General features: G+C 56.3%; 13 protein-coding genes and 2 pseudogenes. 1 reads left to right on the top strand and 14 read right to left on the bottom strand.

Annotation, left to right across the window (positions count from 1 at the left end; genetic code table 11):
• Positions 1-1,313: pseudogene (locus AC3B8H_RS08465) on the top strand (hypothetical protein); the annotation flags it as partial.
• A 306-nt stretch (positions 1,314-1,619) separates the two neighbouring features.
• Here AC3B8H_RS08465 and AC3B8H_RS08460 read toward each other — a convergent pair.
• From AC3B8H_RS08460 to AC3B8H_RS08395, 14 genes and pseudogenes are all read right to left on the bottom strand, one after another.
• A complete protein-coding gene (locus AC3B8H_RS08460; protein WP_488441158.1) occupies positions 1,620-3,110 on the bottom strand; it encodes a methyl-accepting chemotaxis protein in 1,491 nt (496 codons plus the stop codon).
• A gap of 3 nt (positions 3,111-3,113) precedes the next feature.
• Positions 3,114-3,653: a PAS domain-containing protein gene (locus AC3B8H_RS08455; protein WP_488441157.1), complete on the bottom strand. Its 540-nt coding sequence runs from the start codon at positions 3,651-3,653 to the stop codon at positions 3,114-3,116.
• A 95-nt stretch (positions 3,654-3,748) separates the two neighbouring features.
• The gene (locus AC3B8H_RS08450; RefSeq protein WP_488441156.1) at positions 3,749-4,543 is read right to left on the bottom strand and encodes a response regulator; all 795 of its coding nucleotides are present in this window, start codon (positions 4,541-4,543) and stop codon (positions 3,749-3,751) included.
• 3 nt (positions 4,544-4,546) lie between these two features.
• Entirely contained in the window at positions 4,547-5,974 is a 1,428-nt protein-coding gene (locus AC3B8H_RS08445) for an HDOD domain-containing protein (protein ID WP_488441155.1), read from the bottom strand.
• 15 nt (positions 5,975-5,989) lie between these two features.
• On the bottom strand, positions 5,990-8,797 hold the full coding sequence (locus AC3B8H_RS08440; protein ID WP_488441159.1) for a valine--tRNA ligase: 2,808 nt from the start codon (positions 8,795-8,797) through the stop codon (positions 5,990-5,992).
• 588 nt (positions 8,798-9,385) lie between these two features.
• Positions 9,386-9,814 carry a hypothetical protein gene (locus tag AC3B8H_RS08435; RefSeq protein ID WP_488441154.1) on the bottom strand — a complete coding sequence of 143 codons (429 nt, stop codon included), beginning with the start codon at positions 9,812-9,814 and terminating at the stop codon, positions 9,386-9,388.
• A 1-nt stretch (position 9,815) separates the two neighbouring features.
• Positions 9,816-10,223 carry an HNH/ENDO VII family nuclease gene (locus tag AC3B8H_RS08430; RefSeq protein WP_488441153.1) on the bottom strand — a complete coding sequence of 136 codons (408 nt, stop codon included), beginning with the start codon at positions 10,221-10,223 and terminating at the stop codon, positions 9,816-9,818.
• Between the two features lie 9 nt (positions 10,224-10,232).
• Positions 10,233-10,346: pseudogene (locus AC3B8H_RS08425) on the bottom strand (RHS repeat-associated core domain-containing protein); the annotation flags it as partial.
• A 3-nt stretch (positions 10,347-10,349) separates the two neighbouring features.
• The gene (locus AC3B8H_RS08420; protein WP_488441152.1) at positions 10,350-14,258 is read right to left on the bottom strand and encodes a DUF6531 domain-containing protein; all 3,909 of its coding nucleotides are present in this window, start codon (positions 14,256-14,258) and stop codon (positions 10,350-10,352) included.
• A 189-nt stretch (positions 14,259-14,447) separates the two neighbouring features.
• Positions 14,448-16,511: a type VI secretion system Vgr family protein gene (locus AC3B8H_RS08415; RefSeq protein ID WP_488441151.1), complete on the bottom strand. Its 2,064-nt coding sequence runs from the start codon at positions 16,509-16,511 to the stop codon at positions 14,448-14,450.
• A 47-nt stretch (positions 16,512-16,558) separates the two neighbouring features.
• On the bottom strand, positions 16,559-16,852 hold the full coding sequence (locus tag AC3B8H_RS08410; RefSeq protein ID WP_064029979.1) for a PAAR domain-containing protein: 294 nt from the start codon (positions 16,850-16,852) through the stop codon (positions 16,559-16,561).
• A 14-nt stretch (positions 16,853-16,866) separates the two neighbouring features.
• The gene (locus AC3B8H_RS08405; RefSeq protein ID WP_488441150.1) at positions 16,867-17,460 is read right to left on the bottom strand and encodes a DUF6931 family protein; all 594 of its coding nucleotides are present in this window, start codon (positions 17,458-17,460) and stop codon (positions 16,867-16,869) included.
• A gap of 130 nt (positions 17,461-17,590) precedes the next feature.
• Entirely contained in the window at positions 17,591-18,292 is a 702-nt protein-coding gene (locus AC3B8H_RS08400) for a Tle-like phospholipase domain-containing protein (protein ID WP_488441149.1), read from the bottom strand.
• A 187-nt stretch (positions 18,293-18,479) separates the two neighbouring features.
• Positions 18,480-18,950, bottom strand: a complete 471-nt coding sequence (locus AC3B8H_RS08395) for a putative adhesin (RefSeq protein WP_488441148.1) — start codon at positions 18,948-18,950, stop codon at positions 18,480-18,482.
• Positions 18,951-19,191: the final 241 nt, after the last annotated feature.

Below are 19,191 nucleotides of genomic sequence, written 5' to 3'. Positions count from 1 at the left end.
AACGCACCTTGCATTTGGATTTGGATTGGCGCATTAGCACTCGGGTGGAACAACTGAGCGCCGCCGGCCGGCCGGTTTTGCTGGAATTGCCGCTGTTACCGGGCGAAGCCGTCACCAGTCCCGATATACGGGTCAAGGACGGCAAGGTATTGGTCAACATGGCCGCCGGCCAAGCCAGTCTGGGCTGGGAATCGCTGTTGGAAAAATCCCCGCGTTTGACGCTGAAGGCCCCTGAAACGACCCAGTGGACCGAAGTCTGGCGAGCCGACGTCAGCCCGGTTTGGCATTTGCGAGTCGCCGGCATCGCGGTGGTTCATCACGGCGATGCCGGCATCTGGCTGCCGGAGTGGCGGCCGTGGCCCGGCGAAACAGTGGAATTGGCGATCGACCGACCGGCGCCGCTGCCGGGCCCCACGTTGACGATAGATCATAGCGAGCTGGAAGTGACGCCGGGCTTGCGCGGTGTCGACAACCGCTTGAGCTTGCAACTGCGTAGCTCCAAGGGCGGCCAACACAATCTGACGCTGCCGGACGGCGCGGAATTGCAGGGCGTGACGATAGACGGCGCCGGCCAGCCGCTGCGCCCGCAAGGCGCCGTGCTGAGCCTGCCGATTCATCCGGGCAAGCAACGGATCGAATTGCGTTGGCAGACCGCCGCCGAACCGGGCATACGGCTGGAAACCCCATCAATTGATCTGGGCGTTCCCAGCGTCAACAGTGACATTCGCCTGACGTTGCCCAACGATCGCTGGCCGATCTGGACTTTTGGGCCGCGTTTCGGACCGGCCGCGCTGATTTGGGGCTTATTGATCGTGCTGGCCGGCGCGGCCTGGGGCTTGGCGAAAACCGGCCGCGCGCCGCTCGGCGGCGGCGCCTGGTTTTTGTTGCTGATCGGCTTGAGCCAGTTGCATATCGCCGCCGCGTTGACCGTGGTCGCTTGCTTGTTTGCATTGGATTGGCGTCACCGGCGGCCCGCCCAGTCGCGACTGGCGTTTAACGCCGGCCAGATCGGCTTGGCGTTGTTCGGCTTGTTGGCGTTGGGACTGTTGGGCCTGGCGGTGCGGCAAGGCTTGCTCGGCGCGCCGGACATGCAAATCGCCGGCAACCATTCGGGCGCCTATCGCCTGAACTGGTACCAAGACCGCAATCCGGCGCAATTGGCGACGGCCGGCGTGATCAGCCTGCCGACTTCCGCCTACCATCTGTTGATGCTGGCCTGGGCCTTGTGGCTGGCCAGAGCCTTGCTGGACTGGCTACGTTGGGCTTGGTTGTGTTGGTCCAGCGGGGGTATTTGGCGCGGAGCCGCCGAATAAGCTTGTTCCAGCGAAATTGGCGGCGGTCCGGTTACGCCGACACTCCGCCGCCTTTATCCAAGCCTATCGACCTAAAAAGAGCGGTTGACGCATATTGCGGGCCTTTCGTGCTCGCCTTGCAGGGCTGCGGAGGCGCAACGCCTGGAACCGTTGCCGAGAGCAATGTCGAAGCATGAACGGCTCGCAATACGCTCAACCAACCGCTGAATGAAAAATCCCGCCTGCCTTTCGACAAGGCTCTCCTGAGCGCAGCCGAAGGGCTCGGGACGAGCGGAATTTTTCATCGCCCAACGGCTTTGTTTTGGCTCAATATTTATCGTCCAGATGTTTTTCGCGCACCATTTCGTCTATGCATTGCATCACGACGGCACTGGCGTCCTCGGCTCGGCGCATTTGGTTAATGATCTCGTCGAGCAGCCTGGGATCGTCCATCCAACGCTCCCTGGAGATTTTGAAGGCGGCTTGGGTCGCGTCATGAACATCGCCGTGCGGCAGCGACAGTTTGGCGTAGGCTTGGGTGGTCCGGAAACTTTGATGGCCCATGCCCTCGTAATACCATTTGCCCAAACGGCAATTGTGGTGGTTGACCAGGATGGCTTGCTGCTGTGGGCAATCCTCGGCGGCTTCTATCGAAATGTAGCCGTTTTGCTTGTAAACAATATGGTCGAGCTTGGTCAGCAGGCCGAAGGACTTGTCCTTGGCGTAGGCGATATAGCCGACCGAAGCTTTTGCCGAATCCGACAATTCGGAAAACTGGTGTCGAAACGCGCTGACCTGTTCCAGAATTTGTTGGGACAGGCCGGCCGAGTTTTCGGCTTCGGCGTGCATCTGTTGTACCCGCTTGTTAAAAGCGTTCAGGGTTTTCGACACTTCCAGCGCGGCATTCTTGGTGTGCTCCGACAAATTCTTGACTTCGTCGGCCACCACCGCGAAGCCGCGGCCGTGTTCGCCGGCACGCGCGGCTTCGATAGAGGCGTTCAGCGCCAGCAGGTTGGTTTGGTCGGCAATACCGGTAATCATCGACAGCGATTCGGTGATTTTCTTGCTGTCGGCGATCAACGCGCTGATCACTTCCGATACCGAGTGGACATTGGCGTTGATGTCGGTTAGCGACCCGCTGATGGTTTCGACGGTAGACAGACTGGCATCGGCATTGCGGCCGGTATCGGCGGCGATGGTCTCGACCTTTTCCAGCTGTTCGGTGATATTGATCAAATCGTTCTGGTTGCCCTTCAGGTTGCCCAGCAAATTAGTGGTGTTCAGTGCGTGCAAGCCGGCGGACAAGCGGCGCCGAATCATCAAGCGCTCGTTTTCCCGCATGTGTTTAATGGCATCGTTAACGCTAACCGCCGACTGCTTCAACAAGCCCGGAAACCCGTCCACCAAGGCATAGCGGCCATGATTGCCTTCCGCCGAGTGCTTAAAGCAGGAGTTGACCTCCTTGAAATAAGCTTCCATCAAATCCAGCGCTTCGTTCAGCTCCCAGGCGACCTTGCCGATTTCGCCCATGCCGTGAACTTGAGTAATCCGGTGATAAAGTTCGCCGTTATTAGTCAATCGCAACACGTTCTCTATCCTTTCCAGCACCGTCAGACTTTGCTTGCCGGTTTTCCAAAGATAGTAAGCCACCATCGGCAAAGGCAGCGTCAAACCGAGCGTGACTATCGAGAATTCGTGGCTAAGCAGGTTGTAGAGAAAAAGCCCGATCGACGAAACCAGGATAATCGCCACCGCAAAGTTGAGGCGGGTACGCAGAAACGGAATATTCGCGTTGGAATTGTTGGCCTTCGGCTTCATGACTTACACTCCGTGCGGTTTGTAGAGGCTTAGGGCCAGACTTTCGTAATTCTTCGCACCGGTTTGTTGAACGAAATCCAGCAAATATTCCAGCGACCTGTCAGGCGCCTCCTTGACCGAGCTGGCTTTTTCGATCGCCAGCATCTCTTGGTAGACCGGAATCAACGCTTCGATCGCCGAACGCGGCGGATTGCGGCGCACCGAATAGTAACCCTGCAGTTTGCCGTCCTTGTCGTAATCCGGCGTAATGTTGGCGAACACCCAATAGAAGCTGCCATCGGAACACATGTTTTTGGCAAATCCGAAGAATTCGTTACCGGCCTTCAAGGTATTCCACATCAACCGAAATACGCCGCGCGGCATTTCGGGATGGCGAATGATGTTGTGCTGCACGCCGAGCAATTCTTGCTCGGGATAGCCGGCGATTTCCATGAAGATCCGGTTGGCGTACGTAATGCGTCCGGCCGTATCGGTCTTGGAAACGATAAAGTCGTCTTCGGCAAGTTTGCGTTCTTGATTGTTCGGGGTAATCGCTGGTTTCATTTGACCGTGCCTGTAGGCTGAAAATGCCTCGAATTTTGTAATGTTATTATGGTATGCCACGCCCGCTACGCGGGCTCGGCCGCCAAATGCGCGATCTAATTCAGCAAATTGATTAGTAGGCGTTTTATCGACATCGGTTCGAACGGTTTGTCCAGTATCGCCGAAACCTCCGATTTTTCAATGGCGGCCAGCCGATTCTGATTCTGCTCGCTGGTAACCATCAAAATCGGCACGCTTCCGCGTTCCGGGTGTTTGCGAATATGATCGACCAGCTGCAAGCCATCCATTTCCGGCATGTTCAGATCGGTGACGATCAAGTCGAAATACTGTCGATTGAACAAATCCAGCGCTTCGCGGCCGTCGGTCGCGGTGCAGATTTGATCGATGCCAATGTTGTTGAATACCTTGGTCAGATATTTCAACGAGAACTCGCTGTCGTCCACCAACAGGATCCGCAGATCCTCGATATCAAGATGTTCCAGCGCCGCTTTTTCCGGGTGGACGTAATCCAGCGTCGAATGCAACGCCGTTGACAAGGCTTGTAACGTAAACGGTTTGGGCAGGATCGCAATCGCGCCGGCCTGGCGAATCGGCTCCAAATATTTGATGTTGGTTTCGCTGGAAATCAACAGAAAGGCCATTTCGTAGGACGCGGGGTCCTGCCTGAGTTCGTGGACCAATTCAACGCCGGTCATATCCGGCAAATACATCGCGCTGATGATCAAATCCGGCCGTTCCTGGCGGAGGCGTTCAAAAAGCTCGGCGCCGCTCCCTATCATGTCGATATCGCGGATATCGCAGCGATTGAGGTACTGAACAATAATGTGCTGTTGTGTGAGGGAAGGCTCGACCAGAAAGACGCGCAAATTGCTGAGTGTTGGATTGTTCATTCGCTAATGTGCTTTCATCCGATAAAGCGTAAGGCCGATATGGGCCTGTTTGGCGAAGTGCTTGGCGGCGGTAAAATCTTCGCCGGATAAGGGTAGTCCATTAATCGAGCGGTCGCAATAAATCAAGCCGATGGCTTTGTTTTCGGCATGGACCGGAAAAATAAAGCAAGGATATCGCCCGATCCGCTCGACGATTTGCGCGGTATACAAGGTTGGCTGTTGATCCGGATACTGCCAGACGCCTTCGGATTGATGCAATGCGCCGAACAGTAGATTGGGCTGGACTTCACTGTTGTGCACTTGGATTTTCTCGCCGCCCGCCGGCTTCAACCAACCCAGCGAAAACTTCTCCCGTAGCGTGTGTTTGTCCGGCGTCAGCAACATAAACAGCGTTCTATCCATTTCTACGCCGCGGTGTATGCCTTCCAAGACCATCTGAAACAGCACGTTCAAATCGATCGCGCCGCTGATGTGGCTGCTGATGTCTTGCAGAATTTGGATTTGCAGTTGTTTCTTGTCCGGCTTGGCGTCGGTTTCGTCGTCGGCGATTCGGGCGGCCGCCAACCCGTCGCCGATAAAGCGCGACGCATCGTTGGCGCCGAACTGGCGGGCAATCTGTATCGCTTGCCGGGTATTTTTTTCGATGCGCTCGCTGAGTTCGTCGGTGGTTTTGCCGGTCATGCCGGCCAGTTTGCCCAGACAATCGCGCATCGCGGCCGAATCGCCGCCGGCTTTCAAGGCTTCACAGATTTTATGCCCCATGCTCACGGCGCGAATGCGCGCATCGGCGGCCTCCGGCCGGCTCATCGCTTCCTCGATCAATCCGCCTAAGTGCCAGGATTTGCCCAGACGCTTGCCGAGATCGCGTAGCGAAAATCCCAGCACCTGCTTTTCCGCCTCGCTCGGCCGCAAACCGCTACGTTCGATCAATTCGTGAATTTTGCGCGCCTGCGGATTATTCGAACACCAAAACGCAATATGGCCGATGTTGTGCAACAGCGCCGCGATGAATACTTCCTCGGGCGAGGTATCGCCGACGAGGATCGCCAGTTCCCTGGCCTGCACCGCCGCATGCAGCGCCAACGCGATTTCCCGGTTGGCCTGCTCCTTATTGGACGACGTCAATATTGCTTCGAAAAACGAACAAGCCAACGTCAGCTCGCGAATCACTTCCGCGCCCAGCACCACGATCGCGCGCGAAATCGTGTTCATCTTCTGCTTGGACGGGTTGTAATACGGACTATTGCCAACCTTGAGCAATTTCGCGGTCAAGTTGGGATCTTGCAGGATGATGGCCGCCAGCTCCATCGCCCCCTTGTTGCGATCGTCCAGATAGGCGTAAATATGGCTGGCGGTATTGGAAAAGATCGGCATTTCCTGGACGCGGAGCGTCTCGGCCCATTCGTCCAGGGTTTTAGGCGGCGTTGCCATGCTGCCGGCCATCCGCTACAGCGCGTTAATCTTGGCTTGCTGTTCCTTCAGATTCGTCAACGACGATTGCAGGCCGGCCAGTTTCTCGCGCTCCTTGGCGATCACATCGGCCGGCGCCTTGTCGACGAACGCGGCGTTGCCGAGCTTGCCTTCGATGCGCGGCAATTCTTTTTCGATGCGTTGAATTTCCTTGTCCAGCCTTGCCAGTTCGGCATCCTTGTCGATCAGGCCGGCCATCGGAATCAGGATTTTCATGTCGCCGACCAGCGCAATCGCCGATTCCGGCGCATTATCGCCGACGCTCAGCCAGGTGATGCTTTCCAGGCGACCCAGTTTCAGCAGATAACTTTCCAACTCTTTGAGATTGGTTTGGTCGGTAGCCGAGCCGTTTTGCAGCAACACGTTCAGCGGTTTGCCCGGCGCGATGTTCATTTCGCCACGGATGCGGCGAATGCCGAGGATGAAGTCCATCGCCCATTTCACTCGCGTTTCAGCGGCGGCGTCGATGGCGGTGGTATCGCTGTCCGGATACGGCTGCAACATGATGGTCGCGGCGGTGACTCCTGCCAACGGCGCAACGCGCTGCCAGATTTCCTCGGTGATGAACGGCATGATGGGATGCGCCAGGCGCAGCACGGTCTCCAGCACTCTTACCAAGGTTTGGCGGGTGCCGCGTTGCAACAGCACGTCATCGCTTTGCAAGGAGATTTTCGCCAGCTCCAAATACCAATCGCAGTACTCGTTCCAGGTGAATTCGTAGATGGCTTGCGCGGCCAAGTCGAAACGGTAGCTGTCAATGGCGTCGCGAGTGACGGCGATGGCTTGGTTCAAGCGCGACAAAATCCACAAATCGGCCTGACTATAACGGCACTCGGCGCAATCGACGCCGTTGTCCTGGCCTTCGGTGTTCATCAACACGTAACGCGCCGCGTTCCATAGCTTGTTGCAGAAGTTGCGGTAGCCTTCGGTGCGCTGCAAGTCGAAGCGGATGTCGCGGCCGGTCGAGGCCAGCGATGCGAAGGTGAAGCGCAGCGCATCGGTACCGTAGGACGGAATGCCGTCCGGGAATTGCTTGCGGGTGGCTTGCTCGATTTTCTTGGCCAGATGCGGCTGCATCATGCCGGACACGCGTTTCTCGACCAAGGTTTCCAGTTCGATACCGTCGATGATGTCGATCGGATCGAGTACGTTGCCCTTGGACTTGGACATTTTCTGACCTTCGGCGTCGCGCACCAGGCCGTGGATGTAGACTTCCTTGAACGGCACTTCGCCCTGGAATTTCAAGCCCATCATGATCATTCTGGCTACCCAGAAGAAAATGATGTCGAAACCGGTGACCAGCACACTGGTCGGGTAATGCGCGGCCAGTTCCGGGGTTTTGTCCGGCCAGCCCAGCGTAGAGAACGGCCACAGCGCCGACGAGAACCAGGTGTCCAGCACGTCCTCGTCCTGGAATAGCTGATAGTCGGCATCCAGACCGTGTTTGGCGCGGATTTCAGCTTCGTCGTGGCCGACATAGGTGTTGCCCTTGTCGTCGTACCAGGCCGGAATACGGTGGCCCCACCAGATTTGCCGTGAGATGCACCAATCCTGGATGTTGCGCATCCATTCGAAATAGGTGTTTTTCCAGTTGTCCGGCACGAATTTGATTGCGCCGGTTTCGACGGCTTCGATAGCTGGTTTCGCCAGTGGCGCGATTTTGACGTACCACTGGTTGGTCAATAACGGTTCGATCACCGCCCCGGTACGGTCGCCGCGCGGCACCATCAATTTATGATCGGCGATTTTTTCCAGCAGGCCTTGAGAGTTCAAATCGGCAACGATGCGTTTGCGGGCTTCGAAGCGGTCCAGGCCAATGTAGGTTTCCGGGATGATCTCAAAACCATCATCATTCGCGCGTATCGCCGCGTCGACGGTAAAGATGTTGATCAAACCACCGTGCGGTTGATCGGCGATCACATTCATTTGCTTGTGCCGGGACCAGACCTCGTAGTCGTTGAAGTCGTGAGCCGGCGTGATCTTGACGCAGCCGGTACCGAATTCCGGATCGACGTAGTCGTCGGCGATGATCGGTATCAAGCGCCCGGTCAGAGGCAGTTCGACAAGTTCGCCGATCAGGTGTTTATAACGTTCGTCATCTGGATGCACTGCGACGGCGGCATCGCCGAGCATGGTTTCCGGGCGGGTAGTGGCGACGATCAAATGCCCGGTGCCGTTGGACAGCGGATAGCGCATGTGCCACATCGAGCCGGCTTCTTCTTCCGACAACACTTCCAGATCGGAGACGGCGGTGTGCAACACCGGGTCCCAGTTCACCAGCCGCTTGCCACGGTAAATCAGGCCTTCCTCGTAGAGTTTGATGAACACTTCCTGCACCGCAGCAGACATGCCGTCGTCCATCGTGAAGCGTTCCTTGTCCCAATCCAGCGACGAACCCATGCGGCGCAACTGGCGAGTGATGGTACCGCCGGATTGTTCCTTCCATTCCCAGACTTTGTCGATGAAGGCGTCGCGGCCGTAATCATGGCGGGTCTTGCCGTCGGCATTGATGATGCGCTCGACCACCATTTGCGTGGCGATGCCGGCATGGTCGGTACCCGGTTGCCACAAGGCGTTGTGGCCTTTCATCCGGTGGTAACGGGTCAAGGCGTCCATAATGGTGTCCTGAAACGCATGCCCCATGTGCAAGCTGCCGGTGACGTTGGGCGGCGGAATCATAATGCAGTACGACGCGCCGTCGCGGTTGGCGGCAAAATAGCCGCTTTGCTCCCAAAGTTGATACCAGCGTTGTTCGATCGCGTGCGGGGAATAGGTTTTGTCCATGTGGTGTGTCGAATGAGCTTGCATTGAAAACAGCAGGTATTTTAACCGTAAAACACGTTACGAGTCGGGTTGGCGCGTTACGGACCGATCGGTTTCAAACAATCGCTGAGCCGGAAAAATCCCGCCCGGTGAGGAATTCCGCGGCAAACGGCGACCAACCGAGGCGAACCAGTCCCAGATGGTAAGTTGGCCCCGCCGACTCGAGTGTAGTGCTGGTCATGCAGCGCCAAGGGCCGGAAGCTGCCGGGTTCGAATAGATAGGTGCGGCTGCGCTGGCTATCGGTTTCCGCCAGCAGGCGCGGGCCGTCGTATTGAAAACGGGTTTCGCCTTGCGTGGTGTGCTTGGCGATGCGCCGGCCCAGCGCGTCGTAACGGTATTCGCTGGTCCCTTGCGCGTTTCGCCGCGGATCAGGCGGTTATCGCCGTCGTATTGGTAGCGGGTGACGATTTGGCCAGCCTTGCCGCGTTTTTCTTATGTCCGGTGCCAGCCCGACGATGACAATCTTCTTTTCCTGATCAGGATATGACCACAGATCGTTGCGCTTTCATTCGTACGATTGCGCTGACGTTAATCGTATCTACGCGGGCTTAGAGAAAAAACCATTCCAAGAAAGTATTGAAGTCTTTCCATTGAGGTATCAATCTGTCCATTAAAAAATCTTCTATTTTTTTACCTAATTCTAGATACAAAACTTCCCCAGTTTTTCTATTGTAAAAAAAACCACCTTCACCTTCAAAGCTGTCTAGCGGAATATATTCCTTTGGCAAACCAAGCGCATCATGAGTTCTTTGCATATATAAATCGTAATTTGAATTCGTCACGAACCAGCATATTTGATAAATTTCCCCATGTTTTCCACTAAATGTTGGCCCATCTTCAACATGAAGATAGAATTTTGCAAAATCACTATCAAGATCAACATCCAACCTACTTAGCGCTAACAAATATTCTTCAGCAATACCCTCATACCACCAATCATGACTTTTAAAATATTTTATTACTTTATCTGACAGCATATTATTCACACCCTTTCAACATTTTCCTTCGCTCTAGCTCGCTTTTAGCTCTTTCGCGCCAATAAGCATCTCTATCAATATTAAAAGAATCACGATCAACTGGGTTAATTGGACGTGCATTTGGCAAATGCGGATGAAGCGCATTGGTGTTATAGTATTTCTGATGAGTATCAGAAGAAATTTCAAATAACGCCCCAAGAGAGTCTTGTTTAGAATGATGCAAATTCATTTGTGAATATTTTCCACCCTTTATCAAAAACGGACTTTTCCCCTCTAAACCTAAATCCAAATTAGTTTTTATTCCACTTCTAGTATTGACTGGCAAATCCCAATCAATATTTTGTTGATAAACAGTATGGGTATTACCTGACGGAGCAGTAAAAACAGATGGCGAAAAAATACCGGTCAAACCTAGCGGATCAATCCAGTTAACTGGATTATGTACATATTGGTAAACGTTTGCCCCTCCATCTAGCCCTATCGGATCCTGATGAATAAACCTCCCCGTATTCGGATCGTAATACCGGTTCAGGTTTTAGTGCAACCCGGTTTCGGCGTCGAAATATTGGCCTTGAAATCTTAACGGATTGTCGATGGCTTCGACGTCGGCTAAGGCCAGATTTCCGTAGGCACGGTATCTGGCGGACCAGACTATTTTACCGTCGCCGTCGGTCAGCTCCCTAGGGGTGCCAAGATGATCCAAGTGGTAATGATAAGTGCTGCCGCCGGCTTGGGTGTTGTCCTGCACGTGCAAAGCCAAGGGCCGGAAGCTGCCGAGCTCGAATAGGTAGATGCGGCTGCGCTGGTGGTCGGTTTCCGCCAGCAGGCGCGGGCCGTCGTATTGAAAACGGGTTTCGCCTTGCGTGGTGTGCTTGGCGATGCGCCGGCCCAGCGCGTCGTAGCGGTATTCGCTGGTCCCTTGCGGCGTTTCGGCGCGGATCAGGCGGTTATCGCCGTCGTATTGGTAGCGGGTGACGATTTGGCCGGCTTTGCCGCGCTTTTCTTCGATCAGGTTGCCGGCGGCGTCATAGCTATAGTGACGGTCGCCCATCATCAACAAGCGGTCACCTTCGATTCGGCCACCTTCCGCGCTGGCGCCCAACAGGTTGCCGGCCGGATCGTGGACGAAGCTTTCCGGGCTGAGGCCTTCGCTGCGTATCAACCGGGCGGAGGGGTCGTAGTGGTATTGGCTGAGGCCCTGGCGCAAGTCGTCCAGTTCGCGCAGTTTACCGGCGACATCATAGCTGTACCGACGGCCGATGACCGCCGCTTGGCCCTTGATGGCGGCGCTTTGCCGCAATAAACGCCCCATCGGATCGTAGTCGTACTCGGTGTTCAGTTGCCCCTGGCGACGGCCGATTTCCCGGCCCAGTTCGTCGTAGCGGTGGCTGGTGAGGGTTTGGCCGTCGAATTCGATGCTGTCCAGGTAGCGCTCGCCGAACCGGTAGTCAATGCGGTGCCGGTCCGGGGTCTCGGTGAGGGTGCGCCGACCCAGCAGATCGTATTTGTGACGAACGATGGCGCCGTTCTGGTTTTCCTGGTTGATCTGGCCCAGCGCGTTGTAACCCAAAAGCACCAGGCTGTCGGCATTTTTAGCCAGTTGCAAGCGGCCCAGCGGATCGTAACCGTATTGACTCAGGCTACCGTCGGCGGCGTGCTTTTTTAGCAAGCGGCCGAGACGGTCGCGTTCAAAGCGGGTGACGTTCCAATCGCCATCGGCGCCGGGTTGCAGGTAGGCTTCCAGCACGCCGGCGGCGTTGTAGCGGTAGCGCTGGATACGGCCGTCGAAGCCGATTTCTTCGATGAGGTTTTCATCCCGGTCGTAGTTAAGGCTGTAAGTTTCGCCTTTCGGATTGATCAGACCGACCAGGTTGCGCTCGCTGTCGTAGCGATAACGCATTTCATGGCCCAGCGGATCGATGCGGGCAGTAGGTTGGGACAGGCCGTCGTCGTAGCGGTATTCGGTGGTGTTGCCCAGGCCGTCGATGTAATGGGTCAACAGGCCGGCGGCGTTGTAGCGCAATTGCACGGTGCTACCGTCCGCGTGTTGCACCGCCGTGACGCGGCCGACGACATCGTAGCCGTAACGGGTAGTGCGCTTGTCCTGATCAATAATCGCGACGATGCGGTCGTCATCGTCGTATTGGTAGCGGGTCTTGATGCCGTCGAAGCCACTTTCGCCGACCAAGCGCAACTGCTCGTCCCACAACAGCGAGCGGGTCCGGCCCAGCGCATCGGTGATGTGCACCGGCACGCCTTGAGCGTTGTATTGATATTGGGTAACCGCGCCGTTGGCGGCGACGGTTTCTTCCAGCCGGCCGTTGGCGTCGTAGCGGCGCAGCCAGCGCTGATCCAATGCGTCGATCAGTTCGACCGGATTTCCTTGCTTGTCGTATTTGATGCGCTGACTAAAACCCAGCGCATCGGACACGCCGATCAAGCGGCCTTCTTTATCGTAACTAAAGCGGGTGATACCGCCGTCCGGCGCCACGGTCTGCGCCAGTTGATTGTCGGCGTTGTAGCTGTGGCGGGTTTCCCGGCCTTCCGGCGTTCGCTCTAGTAGCAACAAGCCTTGCGAATCGTGCTGGAAAACAGCGATGCCGCCGCGCGAATCGATGGCGTGGCTGACGCCGTCCGCCAACCACTCGAAGCGGTAATCGTAGACGCCGTTATCGCCCCAGTTGTGCAAACATTTGCCTTGGGGCGTGTCCTGATCCCATTCGAAGTAAAAATTAAAGCCGCTGGCCAAGGTACGGCGGGCGATGACGTGATTGCGATAGGCGTAATCTTCGCCTTGATCGAGCCGGTCGCGAGCGCCGATCAAATCGCCTGCGTCGCTGTACCGATAGTTCACCAGCGGTTCGCCGGCCGCTTCGAATCCGCCACCGGCCCGCTTGCCGGGACGAATCGCGACGATGCGCCGGTCTCGGCGTTCCAAGAGCAGATGCTTGTTCCAACTGGCGGAGATGCGCTCGACGTCGCCGTGGGCGTCGCGATGAAAATACAGGCTTTGGCCTTGGGTGTTGTGCCAAGCCCGTAGCGAGCACCGGCCAACCCGGCCGGTGAATGTTTTCGCCATGCCGCTTGGCTCGACCAGTCGAAACTGATCATTTTCCCGATATAAGCGCAATTGTTCCGGCAGATTGACGCTGTAGCCACCCGCCGGCGGTAGCGGCAAATCGATGCGTTGGCCGTCGGCATTGCAAAAAGTGGCCCGTTCGCCAATTTCCAGCCATTCGTCCAGCGGCGTCAGCCAACCGTAACCCAGTTGCCGGTCGATGTCGGATTGGCCGCTACGGTAAAACCGCCGCCAATCCAAAGGCAACGGCCCATCCCAGGTAAAGTCGATCTTCTCCAGCATTTCCTCGCCGGTGACCATGCTGATCGGACAACCTCTTTGCGCGCATTGATTGCTTGGCGTATTGGCCTTCTGATTGGATGTCGGCGGACCTGAATTCCCATCGGACGGCGGCGCCGGGCTTCGGCTCTTCGCGCTAGCGGTACCGCCGGATCCGCGCGCGGCTTCCGACGGCGTGACGGCATTGCCGGGCGAATCGGACGCCGACACTCTCGCCTGGCCCTTGCGTCCTTTCATGGCCCGCACCTTCGCCAGCAAGGCAAAGAATGCCGCTACGCCGATGACCGCGATCACGCTCGCCAGATGGCCGGCGGCTTCGTCGAGTTCGCGATCGCTACCGGCGTCTATCGTCAACGTCAAGAAATCGCCAATATCGGCCGCCACTTCGAATACCGCCATCCCGAGGAAAAACGCGCCGCCGATCAACATCACGACATCGACGACCTCGCCGACACCAAAGGCATGCGAGCCGGCCCAAACCACCAATACACCGGCGGTCATCGCCAAATTTTCCGGGCTGATCATCGCCTCGAATTCGCCGCGCACACCGGCCGGCAACAGCGGCAAGGTTCGGCGCAGTACCTCGGAAAATTTATCGGCCAGAGGCCAATCCGCGATGCCGGGCTTGATCGGCACCGACGGCACGACCACCGGGTTGGTAGGAGCAACCGGCTTGGGCGCCGAAAAGGCCGCGCCTTGAACCGATTCACCCTTGAGTAAATAAAACCAAGTGTCGCTGCCGACAATGCCGTCGGCGGTCAGGCCAACGCCGCGTTGGAATTGCTGAACGGCTTGCAGCGTGGCTAGATTAAAAAGGCCATCGTCCAGTTGAGGACTGGGCTTCAGACAGGCATTGAGTAATCGTTGCAGACGGCGAACGTCGTCGCCTTGTTGGCCCTGCTTGAGCAGCGGCGGCGAGGATTTCGCAATGCGGACCCGCGGCGACTTGAGGCTGGCAGCGGGTTTGGCGGATTTGACGCCGACCGGCAACGGTCGCGGCGACAAATCGCGAGTCGTGGTACCGTCGTTCAAATTGCGGAGCGTGAGTGCCGCGCCGGCAGGCCGAGGATCGCGGGAGCTGGTCATTGTCCAAGCCTTCCGAGTCGCCGAGAGCAATGCGATAGAGCATGGGCTGGATAGACGCGCGACATTGAAGGGATTTGGTGGTCCGTTACCGGTTTATGCATTGCGGGTATTCCTTCTCGCCCGAATGGTGGGAATTGAATTGGCGCTACGGATTGCGAATGGAACCGAGCAAGGTTGCCGGCGGCCGGATCAGTTGATCATCACCATGCCGCCCTTGACCGTCATCATGCCGTCGCCGCTGACCGTCGTCATCGGGCTTTTCAGCTCGGCCTGCGAGTCCGCTTGAATCTTAACCATCACGCCCTTGATGGTAATCCCGCTCTGATCGATCTTAACGCTGTTGGACCCCACCTTGAGCTCGATGGCCTGAGCGGCCTCGTTGGAAATACTGCCACCGTCCAATTTCACGGTCAGGTTGCCGCTGCCCAACGATACGGTCCGGTTTCCCGAACTAATCGTCAGATCATCGTTGCCTTGATCGAGCTTGACGGTTCGATTGCCGGTGCTGATGGTCAAATTGTCGTTACCTTGCTTGACCTCGACCACGCGATTACCGGTTTTAATCGTCAACGCATCGTTGCCTTGGTCCAGCGTCACGGTGCGATGATTGTAGATGTCTATCGTCTGATCGCCGGCGTCCTGCTTTTCGAAGCCGATTTTTTGGACGTCGTTGTTCTCGACGACGCGAGTGCAATTCTTCTCGGCGTGGATGTAGAGTTCTTCTTCGTCCTTTTTATCCTCGAAGCGGATTTCGTTGAAATTTTCCGCGGTGCCTTCCGGCGTGCTGCGGGTTTTGATGCCGCTCTGGGTCTTGTTGGCATCCAGGGCATAGGGCGGCATATTGTCGTTGTTATACACCCGACCGGTAATGATCGGCGCATCCGGATTGCCTTCCAGAAAGTCGACGATCACTTCCTGACCGACCCGCGGAATGAATATTCCCCCCCAATTCTTCCCGGCCCAAATTTGCGCGACCCGAACCCAACAAGAGCTGTTTTCGTTCTTGGTACCCAATCTATCCCAATGAAACTGGATTTTGACCCGGCCATGCGAGTCGGTCAGAATCTCGTCACCCTCCGCGCCGACCACCACGGCGGTCTGCACCCCCTGCACCACGGGTACTCTGGTCATCCTGGGCGGACGGTAGACATAGCTGGTCGGAATCAAGGTGTAGGTACATTGAAACTCTTCGGGATCGCCACCGCCACCGGCGCCGAACGCGTTGTTCTGAATCTGAAACTGCGTCGCCAACACCAGATATTCGCGGTTTTGATCGGCGCGCGGAAATTGCGACAAGGTAAAGGTCAAGCCAGTCGCCAGATTTCGCACGTTGCCCCGCGCGACGATTTGCTCATGCTCGGCGCGGACTTCTTCCATCCGCAACTTGGAATAGCGCTGGCCGGCCGATCCCTCGGCAAATTCGCCTGGGTAATCGTAAACCTCCTTGTCCGCGCCGGCATGTGTGCCCGCGATAATGGTCGAGTTTTTTAAGTCGGCGGTAGGCGTCGTGAAGTTGTAATCGTTCAGCGAGTACTTGCCGCTTTGGATTTGCCGGCTGATACTCCATTCGTACATGTGTTCCTCGTCGCGCCCCCCTTGATTCGCGAGCGGGTAGTACTTGACAGTCGCGCTGACCGGCCTGGGCAAGTGCGCGAGCATGTTGTCGCACAACACCAAGGTGTGGCCGGCGGCGGTATGCCGATGGTAGTAATAGATGCCTTCTTCTTCCAGAAGTCGGCTGATGAAGTTGAAATCGGTTTCCCGATACTGCACGCAAAATTCGCGCGGCTGATAGGTCGCCTGCAAATCCAGGATCACATCGGTGACTTCATGTTGGGTCAAGATTTTCTTGACGATCTCGGGCACAGTGGTCGGCGCGGCTTCGGTAGCGCCGCTATCGGCGTCGATCGCCGGCGACAACACCCGGCAATTGGCGGCCCGCGTCAGCAACCACAGCTTGGGATGCACGGTGGCCCGGTAATAATACAAATCACCTATCATGCCGAACTGATTGACCCGGGTGACGATGCCATTGAAGATACGGCTGGCGTTGTCTTCCATCGCCAATTGAACCGTCACTCCGGTACCGAGCAAGGCCTGAGGATCAAGGGTTTCGCTTTCGCTCAGCAATTCCAGCTCATATTCAAACAACCGGCTAACCGGTTCCGTGCCAGTCATCCGGTAAAGCACGAAGGTCCCGTCACCGAGCGCGGTGGTCACCTTTGCGGCACGCTGATCTTGTGTGAGAGCCATGTTGAATTCCTAAAACTAACGCTGTTTTAATGGTTGGGGCGCACGCATCAACCGCCGATCAATACCGTTGGGCAGCCCAGGATGATCGTTCCGCCGTGCGCGCAACTGTCGCCCATCCGGGCGGCCGGCATGTTGGCGATCATCACCGTCGCCGAGCCCTTGACGATGGTATCGGGCGGACCGACGCAAACGGCCATGTCGGTCGCGCGCGCCGCCGGCATTTTGCCGATCAACACCGTGGGCGCGCCCGGCGGCAGGATCGGGCCGCCGACATGCGGTACCGGACCGGTAAACATCGGACAGACATGCATATCGGTGATGCGCGCGGCGGGTTGCCCCATGGTTTTACTCCTGATTATGCCGGTTGCCAAATGCGGCCGTTACCGCCGTTGGCGATATCGATGCCTTGTTCCAGGAAAAACCGGTATTTCTCCTGGGCATTTTCCGGATACGTTAGCACCGCCGCCAACATCACCGCTCCGGCGACGGCTTTGGCGGTCAAGTTGTCGGCCGGCGGGACCGACGGTGCGTCTTCCGGCGCCATGCTGCCGTCGCTCCAAAACGCGGCCATCGCCGCCCAAGCCGCCGGATTTTCGAACGACGCGCCGTGAGCGGCCGCGTTGGCGTTGCGCCGGTTGGGCTCGGTCGGTTTGTAAACCCACAGCTCGGCAGCCTCCAGCGCCTTTACGACTTCAGGCGGCGTTTTCTCGTCAATCGAGCTGCGCGCGCAGACGCAAGCCCACCAAGCCGCCTCGCGCTTGGGTAAGGCCCGGGCCAGAAAACGTACGGCGTCCGGAAATAGCTTCAGTTCGATCAAGGCCAGCAAAAATGCCGCCGGCGCCATGTCGGCGGCCAGGCATTGCATCGCCGCCGGATCGAGCTGAATATCCTGGCAGATTTGCACCGCCTTGGGTATCGTCACTTTTTGTAAAGTAACCGCACCTGTCATGTTGTCTCCTGTCACCGTCGTCGATTTAATCCGATAGCGAATGATTGCAAAAAGTCATCGCGGTAAGCGAAATCAAAAACTGCCTGGCATTTCTCGACTTACCAACGGCGCGATTAGCGGCCGCCGAACATTACAATGCCTCGAAAGGATCGATATTGGCCCAATCCGTCTGCAAAACCGCCTGCCAGCAATTGGTTTTTCCGTGAGCGCCACCGCCGGTAGCGTTCGGCAAATCGATCACCATGCCTACGTGATCGCCCGCCAGACCTTCAACACTGACCAGATCGCCCGCGATCCGAAAATTGACGCCGGGACAGTCGGACGCGCTTTTGGATTGCCAAGTGCGAATCATCATTTGCGGCTTCAAAATATTCACATGCGCGGCCTTGATCGCGTGCGCCATCGCCGGCGCGTTGAAGGTCACGAACGGCACGCCTTCCCAGACGCCAACCACTTGCGCCAAGCCGCCGCCCAACGAATGCCCGGTCAACGAGAGCCGCCGACCGTTGGCGATTTGTTTGGCGGCCTTCAGCATCTGCCGCGCCGACGAGCATTGGTTGGGCAGGATGCGCAAACCGATTCGCAGGTCCGCCCCGATGTCCGAGAATAGTTTTCCCTTTTGCCCCGGATTCGTACCGCAACAACCAACCACGACATCCGTGCTGCTGCACCAGATGCCGCCTTGAAAGCCGTCACCGTACCAAGTCCCCGATTCCCACTTCTGCACCTGCCAATCGTCCACCATATGCCCTGGAGGCTCGGCGTAATATTGGTTAGCGCTTTTATAATAAGCGGCGATCGCGATTTTTGCGTAGTCTAGGCAGGTGGCCATAAATTTTCTTCGGTCAATTGTGTGCGGGGAAAGTAGAAACGTAACCTTAAAACAAATTCGAGCAGGCAAACGCCTGTCACTGGACGCCTTTCCGCCAATTAAAAACCAAATTTAGTTGGCGACGAATTGTATTTCGCAGAACAGCTCCAGCCGATTCTAACCATGGTCGACAGGCATCAATAGCGCGTCATCCCAATTCTTGGCACGCCAAATAATATACGCGGGCAACCTTCGCCGTCTTGGCTTGATTTAATACATCCTTTAGGGTAGTAACCTGTACGCCAATTTGAAATGACCAAAACGGCCTCCGGTTGCCAACTTCAAACAACCCGCAAGCGTAGTCACCGTTTGTATCAAGCCACCCGTAGTAATCCGAAGCGTCGTGAGGACCGCTAAGACCATAATTGATTATCGAGGTTGGCCATTTTTTCCCCTTAGCCCTAAGAGCGTACGCTGCTGCCTCCTGATTGCCGGTAAGTTTAGTCCAAAGATCCCAACCATCGGCCATCGAAAGATTTTGGCCTTGCTCGGTATAAGTCACCAATTCGACCCCCATGGGTATAGAGCAATTCTCGTAAGATTGTCTCGTGGTAATTGCTAACTTGTTACTCGATTTAACATCACTGTAACCGTGACAAGAAATAATCCAATTCGCCATTTATTCGCTCCGGATAATTAATTTTGCAATGCATACTAAATTAATAAAACAAGAAATCCATCAACTTACTCTACGCACAAATTGAACAACTCAGCCGACGCTCCAAAACCACATATATCAAAATTACGACAACAACTCTTCAAAAAACCTGAATTATAACGCCATCGACCTAACTTCGAGCATACAAACCACAAATACACCGACTTAATTTAACCTACAGCCTGGGTTGTCGTCCTAACGT

The organism is Methylomonas sp. BG-2 (assembly GCF_057766305.1).
The sequence above is the reverse complement of the archived record's forward strand: the minus strand, read 5'-3'. Positions and strand labels throughout refer to the sequence as shown.